22 protein-coding genes are annotated in these 22,970 nt (G+C 63.6%); 12 read left to right on the top strand and 10 right to left on the bottom strand.

What is annotated here, in order from left to right:
* Window positions 1-12: 12 nt before the first annotated feature.
* The 4 genes from A9K58_RS19800 (at window position 13) to A9K58_RS19415 (ending at window position 4,554) form a co-directional block, all read left to right on the top strand.
* Window positions 13-3,009: an RHS repeat domain-containing protein gene (locus tag A9K58_RS19800; protein WP_065198252.1), complete on the top strand. Its 2,997-nt coding sequence runs from the start codon at window positions 13-15 to the stop codon at window positions 3,007-3,009.
* Window positions 3,006-3,431: a hypothetical protein gene (locus tag A9K58_RS19410; protein WP_155760432.1), complete on the top strand. Its 426-nt coding sequence runs from the start codon at window positions 3,006-3,008 to the stop codon at window positions 3,429-3,431. Before A9K58_RS19800 ends, A9K58_RS19410 begins: the two co-directional genes overlap by 4 nt.
* A 184-nt stretch (window positions 3,432-3,615) precedes the next feature.
* Window positions 3,616-4,236, top strand: coding sequence for an RHS repeat domain-containing protein (locus A9K58_RS18935; RefSeq protein WP_081283972.1), 621 nt, complete (start codon window positions 3,616-3,618; stop codon window positions 4,234-4,236).
* 18 nt (window positions 4,237-4,254) lie between these two features.
* The gene (locus A9K58_RS19415) at window positions 4,255-4,554 is read left to right on the top strand and encodes a hypothetical protein (protein ID WP_155760433.1); all 300 of its coding nucleotides are present in this window, start codon (window positions 4,255-4,257) and stop codon (window positions 4,552-4,554) included.
* 113 nt (window positions 4,555-4,667) lie between these two features.
* On the opposite strand, the gene A9K58_RS19665 is transcribed toward A9K58_RS19415, so the two are convergent.
* Entirely contained in the window at window positions 4,668-4,898 is a 231-nt protein-coding gene (locus A9K58_RS19665) for a hypothetical protein (protein ID WP_065198253.1), read from the bottom strand.
* Between the two features lie 15 nt (window positions 4,899-4,913).
* Here A9K58_RS19665 and A9K58_RS19670 point away from each other — a divergent pair, with 15 nt between their 5' ends.
* Window positions 4,914-5,381: a hypothetical protein gene (locus A9K58_RS19670; RefSeq protein ID WP_196769154.1), complete on the top strand. Its 468-nt coding sequence runs from the start codon at window positions 4,914-4,916 to the stop codon at window positions 5,379-5,381.
* A gap of 195 nt (window positions 5,382-5,576) precedes the next feature.
* Here A9K58_RS19670 and A9K58_RS04780 read toward each other — a convergent pair whose 3' ends face one another.
* The gene (locus A9K58_RS04780) at window positions 5,577-6,155 is read right to left on the bottom strand and encodes a hypothetical protein (RefSeq protein ID WP_065198255.1); all 579 of its coding nucleotides are present in this window, start codon (window positions 6,153-6,155) and stop codon (window positions 5,577-5,579) included.
* 103 nt (window positions 6,156-6,258) lie between these two features.
* Here A9K58_RS04780 and A9K58_RS04785 point away from each other — a divergent pair, with 103 nt between their 5' ends.
* Window positions 6,259-6,555 (top strand): hypothetical protein, encoded by a 297-nt coding sequence (locus A9K58_RS04785; RefSeq protein ID WP_065198256.1) that lies wholly within the window; start codon window positions 6,259-6,261, stop codon window positions 6,553-6,555.
* Here A9K58_RS04785 and A9K58_RS20165 read toward each other — a convergent pair.
* Window positions 6,552-7,133, bottom strand: coding sequence for a hypothetical protein (locus tag A9K58_RS20165; RefSeq protein ID WP_231109250.1), 582 nt, complete (start codon window positions 7,131-7,133; stop codon window positions 6,552-6,554). The two genes, A9K58_RS04785 and A9K58_RS20165, sit on opposite strands and share 4 nt — an antisense overlap.
* A gap of 123 nt (window positions 7,134-7,256) precedes the next feature.
* Window positions 7,257-9,575: a TonB-dependent receptor gene (locus A9K58_RS04795; protein ID WP_065198257.1), complete on the bottom strand. Its 2,319-nt coding sequence runs from the start codon at window positions 9,573-9,575 to the stop codon at window positions 7,257-7,259.
* A gap of 297 nt (window positions 9,576-9,872) precedes the next feature.
* On the opposite strand from A9K58_RS04795, the gene A9K58_RS04800 reads away from it, so the two are divergent.
* Window positions 9,873-10,406 (top strand): hypothetical protein, encoded by a 534-nt coding sequence (locus A9K58_RS04800; protein WP_231109251.1) that lies wholly within the window; start codon window positions 9,873-9,875, stop codon window positions 10,404-10,406.
* A 15-nt stretch (window positions 10,407-10,421) separates the two neighbouring features.
* Here A9K58_RS04800 and yidA read toward each other — a convergent pair whose 3' ends face one another.
* Window positions 10,422-11,255, bottom strand: coding sequence for a sugar-phosphatase (gene yidA / locus A9K58_RS04805; protein ID WP_065198258.1), 834 nt, complete (start codon window positions 11,253-11,255; stop codon window positions 10,422-10,424).
* A gap of 149 nt (window positions 11,256-11,404) precedes the next feature.
* Here yidA and A9K58_RS04810 point away from each other — a divergent pair, with 149 nt between their 5' ends.
* On the top strand, window positions 11,405-12,067 hold the full coding sequence (locus A9K58_RS04810; RefSeq protein ID WP_065198259.1) for an exopolysaccharide biosynthesis protein: 663 nt from the start codon (window positions 11,405-11,407) through the stop codon (window positions 12,065-12,067).
* 81 nt (window positions 12,068-12,148) lie between these two features.
* Here A9K58_RS04810 and A9K58_RS04815 read toward each other — a convergent pair whose 3' ends face one another.
* The 3 genes from A9K58_RS04815 to A9K58_RS04825 all read right to left on the bottom strand — a co-directional run bounded on the left by A9K58_RS04815 (window position 12,149) and on the right by A9K58_RS04825 (window position 14,406).
* Complete coding sequence (locus tag A9K58_RS04815) at window positions 12,149-13,456, bottom strand: PQQ-dependent sugar dehydrogenase (RefSeq protein WP_065198260.1); 1,308 nt, start codon at window positions 13,454-13,456, stop codon at window positions 12,149-12,151.
* Complete coding sequence (locus A9K58_RS04820) at window positions 13,449-13,889, bottom strand: DUF2231 domain-containing protein (RefSeq protein WP_065198261.1); 441 nt, start codon at window positions 13,887-13,889, stop codon at window positions 13,449-13,451. The genes A9K58_RS04815 and A9K58_RS04820 overlap by 8 nt, the downstream gene beginning before the upstream one ends.
* A gap of 106 nt (window positions 13,890-13,995) precedes the next feature.
* Window positions 13,996-14,406, bottom strand: a complete 411-nt coding sequence (locus A9K58_RS04825; RefSeq protein WP_231109252.1) for a hypothetical protein — start codon at window positions 14,404-14,406, stop codon at window positions 13,996-13,998.
* Between the two features lie 249 nt (window positions 14,407-14,655).
* Between A9K58_RS04825 and A9K58_RS04830 the strand changes: the two genes are divergently transcribed.
* On the top strand, window positions 14,656-16,431 hold the full coding sequence (locus A9K58_RS04830; protein ID WP_065198263.1) for a S8 family serine peptidase: 1,776 nt from the start codon (window positions 14,656-14,658) through the stop codon (window positions 16,429-16,431).
* The gene (locus tag A9K58_RS04835; RefSeq protein WP_065198264.1) at window positions 16,431-17,015 is read left to right on the top strand and encodes a S8 family serine peptidase; all 585 of its coding nucleotides are present in this window, start codon (window positions 16,431-16,433) and stop codon (window positions 17,013-17,015) included. Before A9K58_RS04830 ends, A9K58_RS04835 begins: the two co-directional genes overlap by 1 nt.
* Before the next feature lie 102 nt (window positions 17,016-17,117).
* Here A9K58_RS04835 and A9K58_RS04840 read toward each other — a convergent pair whose 3' ends face one another.
* Entirely contained in the window at window positions 17,118-18,419 is a 1,302-nt protein-coding gene (locus tag A9K58_RS04840; protein ID WP_065198265.1) for an aminotransferase class V-fold PLP-dependent enzyme, read from the bottom strand.
* Window positions 18,419-20,821, bottom strand: coding sequence for a TonB-dependent receptor plug domain-containing protein (locus tag A9K58_RS04845; RefSeq protein ID WP_081283974.1), 2,403 nt, complete (start codon window positions 20,819-20,821; stop codon window positions 18,419-18,421). Before A9K58_RS04845 ends, A9K58_RS04840 begins: the two co-directional genes overlap by 1 nt.
* A 201-nt stretch (window positions 20,822-21,022) precedes the next feature.
* Here A9K58_RS04845 and A9K58_RS04850 point away from each other — a divergent pair, with 201 nt between their 5' ends.
* The gene (locus A9K58_RS04850; protein ID WP_065198267.1) at window positions 21,023-21,850 is read left to right on the top strand and encodes an AraC family transcriptional regulator; all 828 of its coding nucleotides are present in this window, start codon (window positions 21,023-21,025) and stop codon (window positions 21,848-21,850) included.
* A 13-nt stretch (window positions 21,851-21,863) separates the two neighbouring features.
* Window positions 21,864-22,943 (top strand): alpha/beta hydrolase family protein, encoded by a 1,080-nt coding sequence (locus A9K58_RS04855; RefSeq protein ID WP_065198268.1) that lies wholly within the window; start codon window positions 21,864-21,866, stop codon window positions 22,941-22,943.
* Window positions 22,944-22,970: the final 27 nt, after the last annotated feature.

Genomic DNA, 22,970 nt, shown 5'->3' on the forward strand with positions numbered 1-22,970 from the left:
AGAATGAGTGGCATGCACATGATTCTCCTGCGCCTTATCGTTCTCGCGTCGGTGCTAGTTGCCCCGCTGTCCAGAGCACAATCGAACCCCTACGTTAGCGTCAGCTTCGGCTCACCGGTCAACGGGGCTGTCTACCAGGCACCAGCTACGGTCACCGCCACGGCTTCGGCTTTTACCATTGATGATGGCGTGTACGTCAGCCAGCTGCAGATCCTGCAGGGCACCCAGGTGCTGGCGTCCACCAACCGCGACAGTACACTCAGCTACACACTGAGCAGCCTGGGACCAGGCAGCTACACGCTGCGTGCATCCGCTCGATCCAACCTCGGCGGCACCTCCAGCAAATCCGTGAGTTTCACCGTTGTCCAACCGGGAGATCGGCCGCCGGTGATCTCGCTCAATCCGGCCACTGGCCAGCCCTTCATCGGCCCGGCCCAAGTGAACCTGAGTGCCACGGCCAGTGACCCGGACGGCCAGGTCGTACGCGTGGACTACCATGCCAACGGCACCTTCATCGGCAGCAGTACAAGTGCTGGCTTCGGCCTCACCTGGGCCAATGTTGCACCGGGCAGCCATTCAGTGACCGGCACGGCCACAGACAACAATGGCAAGAGTACGACTTCCGCACCGATCACTGTGGTGGTGGAACAGTCGGTCATCCGCGGCAACATCGACGGCATTACACAGGACGCGAGCGGCAGGTATTTTCTCAGGGGCTGGGCATGCTCCAGTGGATACTCGGCGCCGATCTACGTGCACGTCTATGTCAATGGTTCTTATGGAACCGGATCTTTCTGGAAAGCACTGCCGGCCAACCAAGCCAGCGATCCCAGCGTGGCGGCCGCGTGCCAGAGCACGGGCGGCCAGCATCGCTTCAGCGTTGAGGTGGATGACGGCTTGCGTGCAAGCCATGCCAACCAGCTCGTCTACGTGCACGGTATATCTCCAGCCGGCGCAGAAAACGCCTTGTTGGCGAACTCAGGTTTGCATCGGGTGCCACCACCGCTGAATCTGTCACGGCGCTACGTGTATGACGCGCAACAGCGCCTGTGCAAGGTGATCGAACCGGAAACCGGTTCGACGGTGATGGAATATGACGCGTCCGGCAACTTGGTCTGGAGTGCCTCCGGCCTGAACCTTCCTGACCCAAATTCATGTGATCGCGCAGCCGCCGAAGCCAGCGGTAGCGTTGTCAGGCGCACTTATGACGCGCGCAACCGGCTGGCGCGCCTGACATTCCCTGATAGCTTGGGCAATCAGGTGTGGAGCTATACACCTGATGGCCTGCCATCGCAGGTGACCACTTCGAACGATGCTGGGTCACTGACCCACAACCACTACGCCTATAACAAGCGCCGCCTGTTGACAGCCGAACGCCTGGAGCAACCAGGTGTGTACGACGGCACAATCACGTACACCTACAGCGCCAATGGCCACGTAGCTGGTCAGGGTTGGCCCAGCGGATTGCTGGCTGATTACGCTCCGAATGCTCTCGGCCAGCCCACCGGTGTGGGAAGTTTTGCCAGCAATGTGCGCTATTTCCCAAATGGCGCCATCAGTCAGTTCACCTACGGCAATGGCATAGTTCATTCGCTGCGACAGAACACGCGGCAACTGCCGGCGCGCAGCACGGACGCAGGCGTTATCGACTTCGATATCCGCTACGACGCCAATGGCAATGTCAGCGATGTCTATGATGTAGCGCTCGGTGCTGACTACGACCGACACATGACCTATGACCATCTGGACCGCCTCGTATCTGCTGGTTCGAGCCACTTTGGCGGCGACCACTGGCATCGCTTCGGCTACGACGCATTGGATAACTTGCGGAGCTGGACGCTGGCCGGAGTCAAGGATCACCACTATTGGTACGATGCGAACAACCGGTTGACCAATGTGCGGGACAGCCTCGGCAACACGGTCACAGGCCTAGCCTATGACGTCCAGGGCAACCTAAAGGTCAAGAACGGCCAAGGGTATGCATTCGACCATGGCAACCGGCTGCGGGGCGTAGATGGCCTGGAGAGCTACCGATACGATGCTCATGGCCTGCGCATCCTCGCCCATGTGCCGGGCTCGGGCAACGTCTTGTCACAGTATGCCCAAGATGGACGCTTGGTTTTCCAGAGCGACGAGCGCCAAGGCGTTAACCGGGATTTCGTGCACCTTGGCGGCAGCCTGATCGCCAGACGCGAGCACAGGAACGGCATCGCTACCACAACCTACCTGCACACCGATGCGCTGGGCAGCCCCGTAGCCAGCACCGACCAGTCCGGACAAGTAAAGGAGCGGACGTACTACGAGCCTTTTGGCGCGGCCATCGGCAAGGTGGTGGATGGACCGGGGTACACCGGACATGTCATGGATGGCATCACTGGCTTGACGTACATGCAGCAGCGCTATTATGACCCGACTATCGGTAGGTTCTTAAGCGTTGATCCTGTCACGGCTTATGAAAAGCCGATGACGAACTTCAACCGATACATGTACGCCCTAAACAACCCCTACAAGTTCACTGATCCGGATGGACGTGATGTCGTCTTCTCGGTCGACCCGAATGGTGCGGGTGGCAATGGTCATACGAGCCTCTATTTCCAAGATGGGAAAGGCAATTGGTACCAGTACGACCAAGGCGCCGCTGGGGATGGCGGTTCGAGCGGGGATTACGGGTTTGTTTCAGGTCGTAGCACGCAGGCAGGCGTTAGCATCCAGCCTGTCGATTCAAAGGCTGTCCCGGCGGATGGGCTAAGGATTAGTACAACATCTAAGCAAGATGCAAAAATTGCCGATAGCGCTGTGAAGAGTGCAGACGCCCACAACTCTGGGAAGACCGAATACAACTTGTATAGCAACAACTGCACCGATGCCGCCGTGGATGTCGTCAATGGATCTGGCGCTGGAATTACCGTGTCAAACCCCGCTACTACGGTGAAGCCAAACTCGTGGATGTCTGAAGTGAAGAACGATAAAAACGCAGTCAAGATCGAAAACCCGGACAAAAAACGATGAAGAAGATAATTGGATCGGCACTTTTGGTTTCGCTTCTCGCCGGATGTCCGTCGGCTACTGCTCCCGCACAATCAATTCAGGTTGACGGTGCGACAGTCAACGCGAAACTTACTTCTGTGAGACCCTCCAAGCCTGATGGACAGGGTTCTCTGGTTTTTGGGACGCTTCAGATCATCGGCCAAGAAGAAATTGAGTCGGCCAACCTAGATTGCGTCGCCCTAAAGTGGGGCAATAGTCATAGTGAGCGGATTTACGTTGACAGTGTGACCAGTGTTTTGACCAATCCATTCCCTGCGAAGAACGGTCAGATATTTGTTAATGTGTATTGGGTTTTGCCGAATGCGACGCTAAGTGCGAGGGATTTGATTAGCGTACAAGTCGAGAAGGCCAATAAGCTCACTGGTTGCATCACTTACCTCTGAACGAAACATGGTAAGCGAGTCAAGCGCGTGGCAGAGGCATTAACCGGTCCCTAAGCACAAGGCCCGCAGCGATGCGGGCCTTGTCGCTTTTTGAAGTAAGGGGCGAAGAGGAAAGCGGGAAACTTTAATCTCGGGCCCGCACTTCCGCGAAGTGCTCTTAGGGGAGAGGCCATTCGTAGCACTAATGCAGCAGCGCTATTACGACCCCACCTGCGGGTGCCTCCTCTCCGTCCATCCGGTCACCGCCTACAGCAACGGCGATATGCGGTTCTTCAATCGCTATGCCTACGCCTTCAACAATCCCTATAAATTCACTGATCCAGATGGGCGATGCCCATTCTGCGAAACATTGAACTTAAGGAACCAATTGGTTAATTCAGCACAATGGATATCAGACAAAGCAAACGCCGTGTCAGAGAAATTGGATAAGGTTGATGTTCGGCTTGAGGCTGGCATTGCATTAGGCCCAGGCATTGAAGGGTCGGTCAGCCTTTTGCGTGGCGATGGAGAGATTGGCTTCATTCCAGTTGGTGAGGGTGCAGATATAAATATCTCCATCCAGCCTAAGGAAGGCTTTGAACTGAGCTTTTCGAATAGACCAGTTGATGCGCCGATTCAATTCAGTGGCGCCGGAGAAGTAAAGGGGGGCGCGATTCATCACGGCGGTGCTGAAGCTAAATTCAATCCTGGTGGCACGGTCGAAGTGACCCCAAAAGTAGGCGTTGGGGCGGGCGAATTGGCGAAATTATCGCCGACGATAAATTTTATCGATTGGAAGCCGCCCTTCGAGGATAAACAGCAGTGAGCAGCCGGGAGGCGTGACGTGGAAGCTAAAGTGATAATTGCAATTGGGGCGGCTTATGCGGGAATTTACTATTTGGCAGCGCGCCGCTTGTTGTTCCAATTGAGGGACATCGATCAAGATTACTTCAAATATCTAGGCGCTCGCGGCGGTGTCGGGTCGAGCAATTCATCAGCTGTGATTGCGCTGGTGCTTGATGGCGATGCGCCGAAAGAATTTTCGGCCTGCGAACATCAAGCGTCAACTTTTTGTAGTGCGAGCCATGCTGGCGCTGTCTCCGATTGTTCTAATTGCCATTTTCTTGTTGCTTTGAATCATTGATAAATAGCAGTAACGGTTCCAGGCTCACTTCCTTATGCCCATAACGACAAGGCCCGCATTGCGGGGCCTTGTCCGTTTTTTTTGGGTGGCGTGCGGCTACTGATGCGCCGCAATCACCAATCGATCAGTTGCGTAATGACGCGCTGCTTGACTGGCGACAACGCTTCGATCTGTTCAAGCTGCTGCCTGATCTTCTTCTGCGGCCCGCGCTGCTTCGGCGCGGCGGTTGGAGCCGGTGCCGCGTCCTGCGCGACCAGCGCATCGAACGTGGTCTCCGGGGTCTGCGCGATCACCGGCAGCAGCGACACCGGCACGCGCCGCCGTTCCTTCTCGAACGAGTTCATCTCGGCTACGACGCATTGGATAACCTGCGGAGCTGGACGCGGGCCGGAGTCAAGGATCACCACTATTGGTACGACGCGAACAACCGGTTGACCAATGTGCGGGACAGCCTCAGCAATACGGTCACAGGCCTAGCCTATGACGTCCAGGGCAACCTAGAGGTCAAGAACGGCCAAGGGTATGCATTCGACCATGGCAACCGGCTGCGGGGCGTAGATGGCCTGGAGAGCTACCGATACGATGCTCATGGCCTGCGCATCCTCGCCCATGTGCCGGGCTCGGGCAACGTCTTGTCACAGTATGCCCACGATGGACGCCTGCTTTTCCAGAGCGGCGAGCGCCAAGGCGTCAACCGGGATTTCGTGCAGCTTGGCGGCAGCCTGATCGCCCGGACCTGCGCCGAGTTGCGCTGGGCTGTCCAGCGCTTGATCTCTTCTTCCACCACTTCGCTCATCGGTGTCTCCTCTGGGGAAAGTAACACCTGAGCAGGAGATCAGTGGGCCATTACATGGACGAACGGGAAAACGTCATCGCCGCCAGCAAAAATGGGATGGGGCAGCAATGGCGCAGGCATGCAGGCGTTATTAGACCAAAACAGGGGCACCGGGCTTGGCCGACTCACGTGAGTACTTCGAACAGATGTCAGCAGTCATGCAGGCCACAGCGAGTACCCGTAGCGGTCACCGCGACAATCTGTCCGAGGCATCGGAAGCGCTGCTCGGTTGCGATTCGCCCGCTTCATTCGAGAAGACGCCACGCCCTCCATCCAGAAAGAACACCGACTCTGGGATAGCGCTGTTGTCAAAGTTCCTGACGCCCACGCCAATAACACCTTTGATCTTATCGAAATAGAACGAATTGGCACGCACTCTGCCCTTGGCCACATCCACCTTCAGGACTTCACGGCCATCGGCCAGCATTGGAATAGACACACCCCGAATCACTGTGAATGTGAATTCGCCCTCTTTGTACCTGTCGCCAATCTTCGCTCCATCCGGCAATCTGTAAAGCGCCATGAGGTCAAGCTTGAGACAGTTTGCGGAACCACCGGCCTGACAGGCCTCCAGCTTGCCGAACTCATTTCCATACCCGAACAGTCCCTTCTCACGCAGGATGACCAGCCTCGAATCCACCCCGTTTGCCGAGTACCGCATATCCGGCGCATAGTTTACGTACAGGACATCGTCCGCCCTGGCCATACCACTGGCCAGCGTGGGAATGAGCGCAACGGCCAGTGCAAAGCACTTCGCTTTTGTCATCGCAGTCTTCTCCAGACGATCCCAATGTTCTGCAACGCGTATTCCCTCTACCTGCCGAGGTACTCGCGCACCCTTCCCCTCGACCATCAGGACTGTTCCCAACATGACCTTGCCCTGGAGGACAACCTTTGCCGTCGCCTACCACGCCCGTGCCGAGTCGCAGGCCATGATAGCCAGCTTTGCTGGCATGACGTACATGCAGCAGCGACATGGTTTCCTGATGACGGGAAGGGGCAGCGGCAAGTTCAACTGCCCAACTGAAAGAGGGGAGCGCACAGGGAAACAGGCAAATTCAAAGCGGCAGGAGGCCGCCATGGATGCAAGGCTTGCCCTTCTGCTTATGGGTGTTCCTGTAGGGGCGGACCCATTTTCTGGCACGCAGGTTGATGGCCGACATTAAAGACAGTCGACTCCGAATACGCTGCATATGCCGGTGTTCGAGGCCGGATCGGGCGGGTGAATTCCGGGGCGGTCGGGCCAGGCTATTGGGTGATCGAGCGCCTCAGGATTTCCATGCGGTGCGACCAGGGTGAAGCTGATGTTGGAATCATGCTTGGCACCTTCCGCGCAGCCGCATGGCAATCTCCCAGCATCACGCTGCCGAATCCACCCGCCCCGCTTCGCCAGCAACGCCACCCGACGGCTGACCAGCGCGTGCAGCGCCGCCAGCTCTGACGCCCGGCCAGCCGTCATGTTGCCGCCGAACAGCACCCGCGACAGTGCCACCTCGTCACTATCCTGCGGGTGCTGCCAGCGATCGCGATACACCTTCTGGCACACCAGCCAGGCCAGCCGCAGCCCCCCACCGGGCAACGGACGGACCACGCGTTCGTAGACCTGCCAGAACTGGTATTCGCCCTGCAGGTCGATCGCCGGTGCCACGGACAGCGCCTGCCGGGGCCGTCGTGGGCCGGCGATGCCAAACAATTCGGTTGGCGGGGTGTGCTGTGCCATGCGAACAGAATGACCCAGCAACATTGTGGGAACCTTGCGTCGCTGCCGGGAGATCCCTGCCGGCCGCGCAAAGCTGGGTCTGGGGTCAGAGCCCTTTGCTGCGCAAAGAGATCTGACCCCGCCCCTCGGGTCCCGCTCCTCGTCGCCTCAGAACGCCATCGAGGTACTGAACATCAGCTGCCGTGGCGCGCTGCGCTGCAGGGTCTGGTAATCCCCCGAGAACGACGAGCCGGCGATGGTGGCGGTGCCGATGTTGTGGCGGTTGAACAGGTTGCTCACGTCCAGCCGCAGCTCCAGCCCCGGCACCGCGCTATCGGCACCGAAGCGGTAGGCGGCATAGGTGTTGACCTGCCAGAAGGTTGGCACGCGGATGTCGTTCTCGTAGGTGAAGGGCTGGCGCAGGTACGAGGTGCTGGTGGCACCAAAACGCCAGTCACCGAAGTGGGCGGACAGGTCGCTGACCAGCGAGATCTGCGGGTAACCCGGCTGGGCGTTGCCCTTGATCGGGTACACCGTGTCACCCACGACGAAATCACTGTCGTAGTACGAACGGGCCACGGCCACGCCCTGGTAGAACTGCAGGTGGTCGGTCAGGTCGGCGGTGATGCCAAGGTCGGCACCGATCACGTGCATCTTCGGCATCAGCCGCACGGTGTTGATCTGCGCGAACTGGGTGCCGATGGCGGCCGACAGCAGGCGGTTGCGGATGTCGTTGTAGAACACGTCGCCGGTGATCGTCAGCCGATCGAAACGATGCGAGGCGCCCACGGTGAGGTTCCAGTTCTTCTCCGGGCGCAGCGTGCCGGCCACGCGGTCGAACTCTTCCTGGTCGGTGATGGTCCACGCCGAGGCCGTGTAGCCGATGTTGCCGCGCTGGGCGACGCGGTAGCCGTTCATGGTGTTGGCCAGGTCGATGAAGGCATCGGTGGATTCAGTCGGGCTCCAGAACAGCGAGACGTGCGGCAGGAAGTTGCTCTTCGCGCGCAGCGTGCCGTTCACCGGCCGGTCCTTGGCATCACCGAGGCCGCCACCGCGGGTACGGAAGTCCACGGCCTTGAAGCCGATGCCCAGCTTCAGCGTGTTGCTCAGCGCGATGTCGTCCTGCAGGTAGATCTGGCGCGAGTGAGTCACCCAGCTCGATGCGTTGTCGGTCTTGAATGCGGGCCCATACACATCGAATGGGCCGGTGGCCTTCAGCGGCGGGCCCTCGCCCAGCAGCGGCTGCGGGTACCACTCGGTCTTCGCCGCGGCCTTGCTCTTCTCCTGCCAGAAGCCGGCGGTGAAGGTGTGCGCGCCGGCCTCGAACTGCAGGTTGAGCATGCCGCCCAGCCGGCTGAGGCGCGGCGTCTGCACCTGTTCGGAGAATGGCGCGCCGTTGGGCGACGGCACGGTTGGGTCGGTCAGCGTGGCCTGGGTGTGGCTGTTGGCGTTGTACAGCTGCACGTTGCCGCTCAGCGCGGGGCTGATCTGGAAGCGATGGTTCACCGAGGACACGCGATCGCGGGTAATCTGACCGGTGTCGTAGGGAATCAGTTCGGACAGCGCACCGCAGGTGTATGCACCACAGGACTTGTCGGCGTTCTCCGGCGAGGCCACGTACCAGGCCCACGCGTAATCCGGATAGAAGATGTCGGCTTTCCAGCCCAGCTTGCGGATCATGTCGAAGGAAATGTTGTTGTAGCCCCAGACCTTGGCCTTGCTGTCGGACAGGAACACGGTGACATCGCCCCAGGCGACGTCCTGCTGCAACTTGAGATCGCCGCGCAGGAAGTTCTGCGTGCCCTCGCCCTGGTACTTGTCGGCAGACACGCGCTGCAGGTCGACCAGCACTTTCGGGCCCTGCTCGCCGAGCTGGCCGCTCTGCCCGGATACCATGGTGACCAACGTGCTATTGCTGCCCACGCCCTGCTTCACGCGCAGGCTGGGCGTGTCCTGCAGGTCGCGCAGGCGGTATTCCAGGCTGCCGCCGTTGACGCTGCTGGAGAACACGCTGACCGGTGCGCCGCCAGGGCTGACCGTGATCGCGCCGATGCCATCGGGCACGCCCACGTTCACCACGCTGGTGCCGGTGAGCGAGAGGAAGCCGTTGTCGTTCAGCGGCACGCCTTCGAAGGTGATGCCCATTTCATTCATGCGGAAGCCGCGCACGAACAGGCTGGTGGCCGAGATATCCAGGCCCAGCCCATCGGTGGCAGTGTAGCTGGCGCCCGGTACCTGCTTCAGCATGGCCAGGCCGTTGCTGCCGGTGACCATCGCGTCCAGGTCTTCGGCCTTGATGATGTAGCGGTTGGGGCCGACCACCTGGGTCGGTGCCACGGCCGCACCGCGCGGTGTGGCGATAACCTGCAGGGCATTGAGCGTGGTGGGCGTGTCGAGCGCGGTGTCAGCCGATTCGGCGGCAAACGCAGGTGCGGTGATGGCGGCGATGATGGCCAGGGCGAGGCGCGTCGTGGGTGGCGTGTTCATGGGCAGATCCAGGTGCAGGGAGAGAGCGGCGCAGGCGCACGCCCAGCGCGTTGCAGCACCGGTGTCGGCGCCTTGGCTGGCGATGCGATTGCGTTGAGGGAGTGACGGCGCGGTGCGCGACGGTCAGCAGAGGAAGACGATCCTCTGCCTCAAAATTCGATGGAGTGATTTCGACGTGCGAAATTCTTGCATCGCACTGCCGCATCCGCCATTGCACCGTGGTACAGCGCGGCTATACGCAGGTATCGTCCTGTCCGGTATCTTCAGATACCCGATTCCGGATTGGCAGGAGCCTTGATGATCCGCTGGACCACCTGGAGAGTAATGGCCACCGTTGGCGTGACACTGCTTTCGTGCATGGAAACTGCGCAATCGCACGACAGAGTTGAAGTGCGTTCCCCACAGCGTCTGGATGCCCTGATCGACGCGCTGGTCACCACGCCGTCGCCGATCAGCCCGGCCCAGTTGCATGAGCTGGGCATCATCGCGCCGTTTTCCTTTGAGAAGGATGCAGGACCGCGCATCTACCGGTCACAGCCGATGCTGACCGCCGATGGCTATGCCATCGACAATGTGGAGTATCGCGTGATACGCGGCAAGGACGATGACATCCGCCTCCTGTTCGTCACGTTCGTGGATACGCCATGCTTCCCACTGGAGCGGTTGGCTAAGCGTTACACCCTGCAGCCATTCATCTATCCACCCAGCCATGGTGCGCCATTGATCGCGCGGAACCACGAGCAGCACCATTCGCTCACCGTAGGAGCGCAGGAGATCATCGTCCGCAGCCAGCGCGATGCTCCGCACTGCATGCTGGGCCTGAGGCGCTGAGCGCCGCTTGGTGCCTCAACGCAGTACGTAGGCCTCGATCGCGCGCGCCACGCCTTCGTCGGCATTGCTGGTGGTCTCGAACCGCGCGACCGCCTTCACCGCGTCGATGGCGTTACCCATCGCTACGCTGGTACCGGCGTATTGCAGCATGGTCAGGTCGTTCTCCTGGTCACCGATGGCCATCACGTTGGCGCGGTCGATGCCCAGGTGCTCGGCCAGCTTCTGCAGGCTCGGCCCCTTGCCTGCACGGTGGTCGAACACTTCCAGGAAGAACGGCGCGCTCTTCAGTACCGCGAAACGTTCGGTCAGCTCGCTGGGCAGGCGCGCGATGGCGGCATCCAGCACATCCGGCGCGTCGATCATCATCAACTTGATGAAGGACATCGACGGATCCATGTCTTCCACGCGGCGATACGACAGCGGCATGCGCGAGAGATGCGAGTCGGCCACGGTGTAGTAGCTGATGTCCTGGTTGGGCGTGTACATGCGCTGGCTGTCCAGCGCCTGGAAGTGCACGCCGAGTTCACGGGCCACCTGCTCGCAGAACAGGAAGTCGTCGAAGCTGAGCGGATACGCGACCACGGTTTCGCGGGTGCCGATGCGCTGCACCAGGCCGCCATTGCAGGCGATGCAGTAGTCGTCGTTGCCGTTGATGCCGAGCTCGTGCAGGTACGGCGCCAGGCCGGGGACGGGGCGGCCACTGGTCAGCACGATGTGCACGCCCATCGCGCGGGCCTGCGCGATGGCCTTCCTGGCCCGGGCGGTGAGCTGGTGGGATGGGTCCAGCAGCGTGCCATCCATGTCGATGGCGACCAGTTCGATGGTCGATTGCCTGCGGCCCATGTCCATTGCGTTCAACTCGTGCGGGGCACGCCAGTTTACCCCCTCATGCCCGGTTCACCTCTTTGCTTACGTTGGCCGGGATACTTCAGGGGCCTGTGCGTCCCCCACCGCAGGACGGCCCGTTGACCGCCCTTCCCTGGAGAACCTTGCGACGCATGACCTACCGTGCCCCCGAAACCGACGACAGCGCGCCCCTGGCCCAGCAGATCGAGCAGATGATCGACGAACTGCCCGGCGACCAGGTGCGCGTCGGCACCCTGCTCAGCGCGCTGGGCGATGAAGGCCTGTTGCTGATCGTGATCCTGCTCTCGGCCATCTTCATCATCCCGGTGTCGATTCCCGGGCTGAGCACCGTGTTTGGTGCCTCGATCCTGCTGATCGGCCTGAGCCGGGTGCGCAACCGCCCGCTGTGGGTGCCGCAGAAGCTGGCCCGTCGCGAGATCGCCACCGACAAGCTGAAGGCCAACCTCGGCCGTGCGCTGAAATGGGTGCACCGCATGGAGCGGCTTTCGCGGCCGATGCGGCTGGCGGTGATGGTGCGCTCGAAGAAGATGATGCGCCTGAACAACCTGATGCTGGTGTTCGCGACCCTGCTGCTGATGGCCCCGGCCGGGCCGATCCCCTTCAGCAACACGCTGCCCGCATTGGCGCTGATGTCCTTTGCGATTGGTTTCATCCAGCGCGATGGCGCGGCGGTGGCGGCCGGTTATGGCTTCGTGGTGGCCACGGTGGTGTATTTCGGCGTGCTGCTGAGCGGCGTGGGGTTTGCTGCGGAATCGGTGTTCAGCGGGTTCCGCAGCAGTACCGCGGAACTGTAGAGCCGAGCCCACGCTCGGCTGCTCTTCGTTCGGTGCACGGAGACCCGCGCGTAAGCCGAGCATGGGCTCGGCTCTACAGAACTACTTGGCCGACACCCGCCACACAACGTCGCCCACGTCGTCGGCCACCAGCAGCGCGCCTTCGGCATCCATGGCCATGCCCACCGGTGCGCCCATCAGCGTCTTCTCGTCCTTCGAGGCGAAGCCGCTGACCACGGTCTGCGGCCGTCCCGTCGGCTTGCCGTCCTTGAACGGTACGTAGACCACTTCATAGCCGCTCAACGGCGAGCGGTCCCAGCTGCCGTGCTCGCCGATGAAGGCACCGCCGTGGTACTGCGCCGGCAACGCCTGGCCGGTGTAGAACAGCAACCCCAGCGGCGCCACGTGCGAGCCGATGGCGTAGTCCGGCACGATCGCCTTGGCCACCAGGTCCGGCCGCTGCGGCTGCACGCGCTCGTCCACGTGCTGGCCGTAGTAGCTGTAGGGCCAGCCGTAGAAGCCATCTTCCTTCACCGAGGTGAGGTAATCGGGTACCAGGTCGGCACCGATCTCGTCGCGCTCGTTGGCCACGGCCCACAGCTGGCCGGTGCTCGGCTCCCAGTCCAGGCCGGTCGGGTTGCGGATGCCGGACGCGTAGATGCGGCTGCCGCGGGTGGCCACGTCCACTTCCAGCACCACCGCACGGCGGTATTCAACGGCCAGGCCGTTCTCGGTGATGTTGCTGTTGGAGCCGACGCCCACGTAGAGCTTGCTGCCATCGCGGCTGGCCAGCAGTTCCTTGGTCCAGTGATGGTTGATGGTGCTGGGCAGGTCGGTGAACTCGCGGCCCTTGTCGGACATGCGGGTTTCACCGGGCACGTAGTGGTACTGCATGATGTTGCCGGTGTTGGCCACGTACAGCGTGTCGCCGATCAGCTGGATGCCGAATGGCGAATGCAGGCCCTCGATGTAGACGTGCTGGGCCCAGGTGTTCGTGCCCGGCGTGCGGCGCAGCAGGGTGACCCGGTTGCCGCCCTTGCCGGCCTTGCCCGAGCGCGCTTTGACCTTTCCGGCAATCCACTGCTTGGGCGTGGTGACCGGTTCTTCGCCGGGGCCGTTGCCTTCCACCACCAGTACATCGCCATTGGGCAGGGTCAGCAGGCGCCGCGGATGCTGCAGGTTGGCGGCGATGCGTTCGATCTTCAGGCCCTCGGCCACCGTGGGGGTCTGTCCATCAGCCCAGCCGACGCCCTTGGGCACCTGCATCGGCGGCATCAGGAAGTTCTTAGGTGCCGGCAACGGCGGTTGTGCACCGGACTGGTCAGTGGGATGGTATTCGGCCTTGCCGGCGCAGGCCGACAGGGCGGCCAATGCCAAGGCGGCGACGGTAGGCAGGATGTGCTTAGCCATGACGACCTCCCTGCAGCGCCGGCGGCTGCAGTGACAGCAGGATCAGGCCCAGGGCGATCAGGGCCACGGTCAGCGCCGACAGGATCGTGCCTGGCACCGCGACGGCATACGCATCGCGGCTGTGCACGAAGGCGTTCCAGATGGCCAGCATCACAGCCACCAGGTTGAGGAAGAAGTCAATGCGGTCGATGCGGGTGGCCGTGCCGTTGCGGCGCCAGACTGCGAACAGGTTGATCAGGCGCGGCACGATGGCGATCAGCAGGCCGAACGTGATCAGCCAGGCGGCGGCCTTGCCCCACATCACCTCAGCGCTGTTGAGATAGATCGCGTCGAAGATCAGTGCGCCAACGAAGAAGCCGAAGGGTATCGGGTTCAACAGGCTGAACAGCGTGGTGCCGAGGCCACGATGGGCCTGGGCGAGCGGATTGACCATCGTCGTGCTCCGTGCGGAAGGGTGCACGGGCTGTAGTAGCACAGCGCGATGTGAGGGCGCGCGATGATGCCCGGCGGAACTGCCGCACCCACCGGTCAGCACCGCACTACGCGGGCTCGTCCTCGCGCACCTCGTGGAAGGGCAGCATTGTCTCGAAGCCGAATTCGTGTTCCATGCTGGTGCGGACCAGGCCACCGATGGCGTAGCGGCTGGTGTTGGCATGCACATCTATGCCATCGGGCCGCCACTCGGTGCGCAGATGCAGCGTCTCTGCGCGTCGCATGACGATCCGTTCCTCCTGCAGCAGTGCGCGACGGTGTTTCTTCATCAGCAGGCGCAGCGGTTTCACCGTGGTGATGCCGAATGCTGCCAGTTCGGGCAGCAACTCGGCGATATCGGCATCGTCGCCGTAGTCGTGGCTGCGCGTATGCACGGACAGCACCACCTTGCGGATGGCGGCGACCGAGAGCGGGGTCTGGTCCGCGCGCGCACGGCCGCGCTTCCGTTCGTTCTTCATGTGTGTGGTCATCAAGTAGTTCTCCCTGTTTCCCACGACTCAGATTCAACCGCGCGAAGATCGCGTGAAGATGTTTGTTTGCACTGTCATAACCAGACGTACTAAGTGTTTGTGACGCAATTGGCAGATATGCACATTGCGGGCGTGAAGAGGTAGGGGGTTCTTCGTTGTGTCGCGTTTGGCTCGTTGCGATGGGGCAGTTCCGCCCCGCCGTCCTGCCATGCCGATTCACAACAGAAGGATCCGTGTATGAAGCGACACACGCAACGCACCGCGCCACCGCGCTCCGCGCGCCTGGCCCTCGCCACTGCCCTGGTACTGGGCAGCCTGGCCGCCACCGCCCAGGCCCAACAGGCCGATCCACTGGCGGGGATCCAGTGGCACCTGCTCAACACCGGGCAGACGGTCCCGGCCGATACGCTGCCGGTGGCCGGCAACGATCTGAACGTAGACGGCCTGTTCCGCAATGGCATCCGCGGCCAGGGCGTCACCATCGGCATCGTCGATGATGGCCTGCAGATCGCGCATCCAGACCTGGCGGCCAACGTGGCGGCGGTGGCCGGCAAGAACTTCGCCAATGGTTCCAACAACCCGACGCCTTCCAATCCGGACGCCGACAACCACGGCACCATGGTGGGTGGCATCGCCGGTGCAGTGGGTGCCAACAACCTGGGTGTGCGCGGTGTGGCTCCGGCGGCAACGCTGAAAGGCTTCAACGTCCTGGCCTCCGACGCCCAGGGCAGCCAGCTGACCAACATCGAATACGCCTGGTGGGACGGTGCCGAGTCGGCCGACGTGCAGGTCTTCAACAACAGCTGGGGTGCAGGCCCGGGTAACCCGAACCTGCCGCTGGCCTTCAGCCAGAATGACGTCAGCTCCTACGAACAGGCGCTGTCGGGTACCCGTGGTGGCCGAGGCGGCATCTACGTGAAGTCGGCGGGCAACAACTTCAACAATGCCTCGATCAGCCGCACCCAGGATGTCTGCACCGCCGACACCAAGAACCGCGGCACTGGCTGCGTGCCGGCCGGCCGCGACCCGCGCAACAACCTGTTCAACGTGATCACGGTGGGCGCGGTGCGTGCCGATGGCGTGCGCTCGTCGTACTCGTCCACCGGCTCGGCGCTGTGGGTGTCGGCGTTTGGCGGCGAGTATGGCCTGCAGGCGCAGTATGCACCGGGACTGGTGGCACGCGCCTACGATCCGGCGATCGTCACCACTGACGTGACCGGTTGCGCACAGGGCAGCAATACCAATGCCAGCCGCGAGAACTCCCTGGACAGCAACCTGTCGGCGATCGACAGCACCTGCAACTACACCGCCAAGATGAACGGAACGTCGGCTTCGGCGCCGATGGTTTCCGGCGTGGCGGCACTGGTGCTGGAAGCCAATCCGAACCTGTCCTATCGCGATGTGAAGTACATCCTGGCCACTACCGCCACGCGCAACCACCCGAACCAGCCGGCGGTGACGCTGCCTGATGGCCGCACCCTGGTGCCGGGCTGGACCGTCAACGCCGCCAACCGTGCTTTCAGCAACTGGTACGGCTTCGGCGTGGTCAACGCCGCACGCGCAGTGCAGGTGGCCGAGACCTTCCAGCCGCTGGGTACGCTGGTGGATACCGGCTGGCGCAACACCACGCGCCGCGTAGCCATCGGCAATACCTCGGCCGCCGCTGCACGCCTGACCGTGCAGGTGGCCAACGGTGCGCGCAATGTCGAGTCGGTACAGCTCGGCTTCCGCGTCAGCCACACCAATACCCGCCAGCTGCAATTCGTGCTGGTGTCGCCCAGTGGCACCCGCAGCGTGGTGCAGCCAGCGTTCACCTCGATCGGCTCGGGCCTGCAGGGCACGGTGGCGATCCAGCGCAACTTCACCAACTGGGACCTGCTGTCCAGCAATGCCTTCCTGGATGAAACCGGCAATGGCACATGGACACTGGAAGTGACCGACATGGGGCAGGCCGCGAACGCTGCATCGCGTGGCAACCTCGAATTCTTCAAGATCCGCGTTCTGGGGCACTGATGATGAAGACGACCATTCTGTTGAGCACCCTCGCCTTCGCGGCGATGACATTCCCCGCCTGGGCACAGAGTTCTGGCCAGGCCCCCGCGGCCAGGACGTTGTCGACCGTGGACGCACAGGAACTGAAAGCCGCCGCCACTGGCCGCGCGTTCGATGTAGGCGGCACCCGCTTCCAGCTGGCCCCGACGGCCACCGTGCAGCAGGTCAAGGGCGGCCGGTTCCGGATCACCCAGGGCACCGACGCCACCGGCACCCGCAGCAAGCGCTCCACCGATGCCAGCAGCACCGGCACCGCGGCGCGCCTGGACGCCGGCGCCAGCAAGTTCGCCGCCGCCGTATCCAACGACGGTGCACCGGTGGTGGCGACCTCGCGGGTCAAGGTGTTCTTCACCGACGCGGCCTCGGCCCAGCGTGCGGCCACCGCCACCGGCGGTACCGTGGTGAAGGTATCCAGGGCTTCGGGCCGTGCGATTGTCGAGTACCCCTCGGTGAACGCGGCCCTGGATGCGACCACCCGACTGCTGTCGACCGCCGGGATCCGGGCGGCCGAGCCGGATGTGGTGCAGTGGGAAGAAACCAAGTAAGGCGTTGAGTGGTGCCCCCGGCCGGTTGGCTCTCCTGGCGGGCCGGGGGATTGGTGTCTATCGCGTGTCGACCGAGGTCGGCCCGTACCAGATCGACAGAGGTCAGGCCAACGCCGCGAGGGCCTGCACCAGCGCATCCATCTGCGCCGGCCGGGTGAACACCGAGGGCGTCACCCGCACGCAGGCACCGGAGTCCAACCCATCGCGATGGGTGGTGAACACGCGATGCTCGTCCAGCAGGCGCTTCTGCAACGCGATGTTGTCAGCCACGCTGGTGCGCCCGCGCAGGCGGAAGCTGGCCAATGCGCTGGCCAGCGCCGGGTCCGGCGAGGACAGCACTTCGATATGCGCCATCTGCCGCGCCGGCAGCGTCCAGCGCTCGCGCAGGTAGCGCAGGCGCGCCTGCTTGTTGGCCGCGCCGATACGCTGGTGCAGCGCGATCGCTTCCGGCAGCGCCAGATAAGCGGCGAAGTTGACCGTACCGGTGTGCACACGGCTGCCCACGCGGCCATCGTCGGTCTCGCCCATGTACGGGTCGAGGTCCGCAACGCGGCCCTTGCGCACATACATCGCGCCGACGCCGACCGGCGCACCGATCCACTTGTGCAGGTTGATGCCAACGAAATCGGCCTTGAGCTGCGGCACCGCGTAGTCGATCTGGCCAAACCCATGCGCGGCATCAACGATCACGTCGATGCCGCGTGCGCGCGCACGTTCGGCGATTTCGGCCACCGGCAGCACCAGCCCATGGCGATGACTGACCTGGGTCAGCAGCAGCAGCTTCAGGCGTGGCAGCCGTGCGAACGCGGCCTCGTAGGCCTGAAGGATCTGCGCATGGTCGGGCACTGCCGGCAGCGCGATGCGCTCGACCTGCACGCCGCGGCGCTGCTGCAGCCAGCGCATCGCGCCGATCATGCTGTCGTAGTCGATGTCGGCGTACAGCACCTGGTCGCCGGGCCGCAGGCGGTTGTAGCCGCCGATCAGCGCCAGCAGCGCTTCGGTGGCGCCACGGGTCAGTGCGACCTCGTCGGCGCCCACGCCCAGCAGTTCGGCCACCTGCCGCTGCACCGCCATGTACTGCGCCGGAAACTCACGACGGCCGTACCAGGCGTTGCCACGGTTCACTTCAGCGGTGTGGCGCTGGTAACTGGCCAGCGTCTGGCGGCCCATCGCACCCCAATAGCCGTTCTCCAGATGGTTCACTTCGTCGGTGACGTCGAAGTGGCTGGCCACGGCGGCCCAGTAGCTTTCATCACGGGCCAGCACGTCCGGCGCCACGGTCGTTGCGGGGATCTGCATGGGTGCAGCGTATCGCGCGGCAGCCGCAGCGGGCAGTGAAGGCAATGCGGCTGCAGCCGGCAGCAAGGTACCGGCACGCAGCAGGGAACGGCGGGCCGGATCCATCAGAAGCTCAGCCGGTACTGTGCGTACAGGTTGGCACCGTCGGTGTCGTACGGCGCGTTGCGCGAGTAGACCAGGCCGCGACTGGCCTGGAACGTGGCTTCGTCCGGATAGCGGTCGAATACGTTGTCGGCACCCACGCGCAGGCTGTGATGTTCGTTGATGCGATAGCCGACGGCCAGGTCGAGGAAGCTCATCGCGCCGAAGCGCTGGTAGATATCGCCCACTGCATTGCCGCTGGAATCGGTCCAGGCGCCGTAGTAGCGCATGCGTGCCATCAACGACCAGGCGCCGATGTCCCAGCTGCCGGTCAGGCTGCCCTTGTGCTCGGGCAGGCGATCCTCGAACAGCACGCGCTGGGTCTCGTTGGTGGCCACCGAGGTGCTGCCGTTGTCCACGCGGGTGCGGTTGTAGTTGTAGGCCAGGGTCAGCGTCATGCGGCCGGCGCCGAGGTCGCGCAGGTAGTTGCCGACCACGTCCACGCCGGTGGTGGTGGTATCGAAGTCGTTGGTGAAATAGTTCACCGAGGTATAGCCCAGCGGATTGGGAGTACCGGCCGGAATGGCGAAACTGGCAGACTGGCTGAAGCGGTCCGTGAGCTTGATCTGATAGATGTCCACCGAGCCGGACAGGCCCAGATCGTTGCGCCAGGTCAGGCCCAGTGAGGCGGTACGCGATTCTTCCGGCTTCAGCGGCCTGGCGCCGAGCAGCTGCGCCAGCGGATCGTTCGGCGACAGGCGGCCACTGGTGAAGATCTGCAGCGTGCGCGTGTCCAGGCCCTGGGTAGTGCTGGTGGTATTGAGCTGAGCGGGTGTCGGTGCACGGAAGCCGGTGGACACGGTGCCGCGCAGGGCCACGTCCGGAGTGATCGCAAAGCGCGCCGACAGCTTGCCGTTCAGCGTGCTGCCGAAGCTGGAGAAGTCCTCGTAGCGGCTGGCCCCACCGATGCTCCAGCGCTCGCCCAGCGGGATTTCCATGTCCACATAGGCGGCCTTGCTGCGCTGGCTCCACTGCCCGGCCTGGCTGGCCGAGAAGCCCGGCGCACCGTTGGAGTTGGCCTCCAGGCCCGCAGCCGCGCCCGGGCCCACCGCGTACGAGGCAGGATCACCGGCACGCACTCGGTAGGTCTCCTGGCGGAACTCGCCACCGAAGGCGACGTTGATCGGCTGGGACAGCGCGGCCACGTCCCATTCGTAGTTGAAGTCGGCGTTGGCGTTCTTCTCGGCCTGGGTCAGGCGGCCGAGATTGAACGCGGTAGGGCTGGCCGGGCCGAGCGAGGCATTGATCGAATTCTTCAGGCTGTAGTCGATGGCGTTGCGGCCATACGACGCGCTGACATCCCAGCGCAGTTTGGGCGTGATCTCGCCACGCAGCCCACCGACCAGCTGCAGGTCGTTCTGGACGTTGCCGTACTGTGGGCTGAAACCCACAGGGTAGAGCGAGCGCAGGTTCCAGCTGGGGAAGATGGCGGTGGTGCGATAGGCGCCGGTGGTGGTGTCCGGATTGCGCCAGTTGAAATCGCTGACGCCATCGCTGTGGCTGTACAGGCCGAAGGCATACAGCTCCAACGTGTCGCTGGCGTTGGCTTTCAGGTTGAAGCCGACGCGGCGGCTTTCCAGCTCCGGCTGGCCCCAGCGCTGCACCGGGTTGGGCACCTCCAGTTCCGGATGCGCGGCCTGGAAAGCGATGGCGTCCGGGCGCTGGCGGGTACGCGAGGTGGCATCGGAATTGGACGATTCGGCGAACAGCACCAGGCTGCCGTAGTCGCCCAGCGACCAGCCGGTACGCGCACTGAAATCGCGCGATGTGCCATCGCCCTGCGCATATTGCGAGTAGCCGGCGCTGATCTCGGTGCCGGCGCCGTCCTCCAGGATGATGTTGATGACGCCGGCGATGGCGTCCGAGCCGTACTGTGCCGACGCACCATCGCGCAGCACTTCGATGCGCTTGATCGCGCTGGTCGGAATCTGTGCCAGGTCGGCCGCCTGTGCACCACGGTTGCCGAGCAGCGCGCTGCGGTGGAAGCGGCGACCGTTGACCAGCACCAGGGTCTGGTCCGGCGACAGGCCACGCAGCGTTGCCGGTCGCACGAACACCTGGCCGTCCGCCATCGGCAGGCGCTGCACCACGAACGACGGTACCAGCTGCGCCAGCACATCCTTCAAGTCGGTCGACTCGACGGATCGGATGTCTTCCTTGGTGAACACGTCCACCGGCGCCAGCGTCTCGAACTGGGTGCGGTTGGAGGCGCGGGTGCCGGTGACCAGCATCGCGTCGAGCTGGGTGGGGACGGCGCGGCTGCCGCTGGTGGCATCGACCGCATCGGCCTCCGCTGCGATCGCGCCTCCTGCGCTGGCCATGGAAAGGGCGAGGAGGACGGAACGCGAAAGCTTCGAACGATGCACGGCAGGGCTCCGGGAGGACGCGACAGGGCCAGCGCCTGCAGCGGTGTGGCAGGCCCTGGACAAGGCGCGCAGTCTCTGCGCGATCTGTGAAGAAGGCATGACGTCAGTACGACAGCTTGATGCCGTGCAGGCGCAAGAACTGCTAAACGCCGCGCCCGCCAATCCGCTAATGTGCCGGCACTGGATTCGGGGAACGGCGGGATGAGCGCGGCAGGCAAGGCCTTGTGGTACATCGAAACCCACGCGGACCGGCCACTGGCGCTGGCCGATATTGCCGCCGCCGTGGGGCTGTCGCCGTTCCACCTGTCGCGCCTGTTCCAGGCCCGCACCGGTACGTCGGTGGTGCGCTACCTGCGCGGGCGCCGCCTGACCACCGCCGCGCAGCGGCTGGCCGACGGCGCCGGTGACATCCTGCAGGTGGCGCTGGGTGCCGGCTACACCACCCATGCCGCATTCACCCGTGCCTTCAGCGAACAGTTCGGGCAGACACCGGAACGGGTACGCGAACAGGGAACCGATGGGCTGACGCTGGTGCAGGCTATCCGCGTGGATGATGCGCCAGCGGCGTGCCGTGAGGCACCACGCCTGCTCGACACGCCCGCTTTCCAGGTAGTGGGCGTCGGCGCGCGGCATACCCGCGACAGCAGTGGTGCGATACCCGGTCAGTGGGCACGGCTCAACCGTGAGTGGCCGGCGCCTGCGCCGATCAGCTTCGGCGTCTGCTGCAACAGTGATGACGAAGGCGGCTTCGACTACATCGCCGCACTGCCGGCAAGCGCGGTGCCGAGCGTGCCTGCGCACTGGCAACGCGTGGACATTCCGGCGCGTCGCTACTTGGTCGCCTGGCACGACGGGCACATCTCGGCCATTCGCTCGACCTGGTTCTGGCTGCTGGATCATTATCTTCCTGCTTGCAACCTGGGCCTTGCCGATGCACCGGATCTGGAACGCTATGACGCCCGGTTCGATGAGCACACCGGCAACGGCGGCGTGGAGATCTGGCTGCCGGTGGAAGAACGTCCCCACTGACAAGGAGTTGAAGATGCGCATGACCGCTGCTGTGCTGGGAGGAGTGCTGCTGGCGTTCGCGAGCGTCGGCGCCGCCCGCGAAAGCGGCGTCGCCGGCGAGCGCCACGGCACGACGACGCTGGCCAGCGCCGCCGTGCGCGACGCTGGGCACCGCGACGCGCTGCGCTACACGGTCTGGTATCCGGCACAGGCCGGCAGCCGCGAAAGCGCGCTGACCGTCGGTCCACCCGACGCGCCGCTGTTCGACGTCGGCCGGTCGGCCAAGGATGCGCCGGTCGCGGGTGATCGCCTGCCGACCCTGCTGCTCTCGCATGGCAACGGCGGCAGCGCGCGCATGATGGGTTGGCTGGGCACGGCGCTGGCGCGGGCCGGATATCTGGTGATTGCGGTGGATCATCCAGGCAACAACGGCGTTGACACCATGACCCTGCCCGGCAGCCTTCTGACCTGGTTGCGCGCCGATGACCTGCGTGCCGCACTGGCGGCCGTGCAAGCTGATCCAGTGCTTGGCCCCCACGTCGATCCCGGCCGGCTGGGCGTGATCGGCTTCTCGGCCGGCGGCTACACCGCATTGCTGGCAGCCGGTGCGCGACCGGACCTGCAGCGATTGCGGGACTTCTGCACCGCACATCCGGATGACGGCGTCTGCCGGCCTCAACAGGAATCGGCAACACACACGATGGAGGTGCGTGTTGCCGCTGCGGCCTCACCCGCGTTGTCGCCGTGGATGTCCCACGCCAACGACGCACGCGCCATTCCCGGCGTGCGCGCCGTGTTCCTGCTGGCCCCGGCAATCGTGCAGGCGTTCCCGCCCGAACAGCTGTCCGCGGTGCGGCAGCCGGTCGCGGTCATGCTGGGCGAGGCGGACACGATTGCACCACCGCAGACCAATGGCGAGGCAGTGCAGGCATTGATTCCGCGCGCTGAGCTGAAGCGTATGCCAGGTGTGGGCCACTACGACTTCCTGGCGGCCTGTGCAGCAGCGGGTCTACGACAGCTGCCGGACCTGTGCGCGACCACCGCGCCAAAGGCGGACACCCACCGGCAGGCGGTGGAGGCCGCTGTGCACTTCTTCGGGCAGTCCCTGCGCTAGTGGCCGCCGGGCGAGGCCCGGCGCTAC

The organism is Stenotrophomonas maltophilia, assembly GCF_001676385.1.
Lineage (GTDB): Bacteria > Pseudomonadota > Gammaproteobacteria > Xanthomonadales > Xanthomonadaceae > Stenotrophomonas > Stenotrophomonas maltophilia_J.

What these genes read in the sequence shown, in the direction of transcription:
- A9K58_RS04795 (WP_065198257.1), bottom strand. Translation starts at nt 9,575, where the DNA reads ATGAACACGCCACCCACGACGCGCCTCGCCCTGGCCATCATCGCCGCC.
- A9K58_RS04855 (WP_065198268.1), top strand. Translation starts at nt 21,864, where the DNA reads ATGCGCATGACCGCTGCTGTGCTGGGAGGAGTGCTGCTGGCGTTCGCG.
- yidA (WP_065198258.1), bottom strand. Translation starts at nt 11,255, where the DNA reads ATGGACATGGGCCGCAGGCAATCGACCATCGAACTGGTCGCCATCGAC.
- A9K58_RS04840 (WP_065198265.1), bottom strand. Translation starts at nt 18,419, where the DNA reads ATGGATCCGGCCCGCCGTTCCCTGCTGCGTGCCGGTACCTTGCTGCCG.
- A9K58_RS04810 (WP_065198259.1), top strand. Translation starts at nt 11,405, where the DNA reads ATGACCTACCGTGCCCCCGAAACCGACGACAGCGCGCCCCTGGCCCAG.
- A9K58_RS04780 (WP_065198255.1), bottom strand. Translation starts at nt 6,155, where the DNA reads ATGACAAAAGCGAAGTGCTTTGCACTGGCCGTTGCGCTCATTCCCACG.
- A9K58_RS04800 (WP_231109251.1), top strand. Translation starts at nt 9,873, where the DNA reads ATGATCCGCTGGACCACCTGGAGAGTAATGGCCACCGTTGGCGTGACA.
- A9K58_RS04850 (WP_065198267.1), top strand. Translation starts at nt 21,023, where the DNA reads ATGAGCGCGGCAGGCAAGGCCTTGTGGTACATCGAAACCCACGCGGAC.
- A9K58_RS19800 (WP_065198252.1), top strand. Translation starts at nt 13, where the DNA reads ATGCACATGATTCTCCTGCGCCTTATCGTTCTCGCGTCGGTGCTAGTT.
- A9K58_RS04835 (WP_065198264.1), top strand. Translation starts at nt 16,431, where the DNA reads ATGATGAAGACGACCATTCTGTTGAGCACCCTCGCCTTCGCGGCGATG.
- A9K58_RS04820 (WP_065198261.1), bottom strand. Translation starts at nt 13,889, where the DNA reads ATGGTCAATCCGCTCGCCCAGGCCCATCGTGGCCTCGGCACCACGCTG.
- A9K58_RS04785 (WP_065198256.1), top strand. Translation starts at nt 6,259, where the DNA reads ATGACCTTGCCCTGGAGGACAACCTTTGCCGTCGCCTACCACGCCCGT.
- A9K58_RS18935 (WP_081283972.1), top strand. Translation starts at nt 3,616, where the DNA reads ATGCAGCAGCGCTATTACGACCCCACCTGCGGGTGCCTCCTCTCCGTC.
- A9K58_RS04815 (WP_065198260.1), bottom strand. Translation starts at nt 13,456, where the DNA reads ATGGCTAAGCACATCCTGCCTACCGTCGCCGCCTTGGCATTGGCCGCC.
- A9K58_RS04830 (WP_065198263.1), top strand. Translation starts at nt 14,656, where the DNA reads ATGAAGCGACACACGCAACGCACCGCGCCACCGCGCTCCGCGCGCCTG.
- A9K58_RS20165 (WP_231109250.1), bottom strand. Translation starts at nt 7,133, where the DNA reads ATGTTGCTGGGTCATTCTGTTCGCATGGCACAGCACACCCCGCCAACC.
- A9K58_RS19665 (WP_065198253.1), bottom strand. Translation starts at nt 4,898, where the DNA reads ATGAACTCGTTCGAGAAGGAACGGCGGCGCGTGCCGGTGTCGCTGCTG.
- A9K58_RS19410 (WP_155760432.1), top strand. Translation starts at nt 3,006, where the DNA reads ATGAAGAAGATAATTGGATCGGCACTTTTGGTTTCGCTTCTCGCCGGA.
- A9K58_RS04825 (WP_231109252.1), bottom strand. Translation starts at nt 14,406, where the DNA reads ATGAAGAACGAACGGAAGCGCGGCCGTGCGCGCGCGGACCAGACCCCG.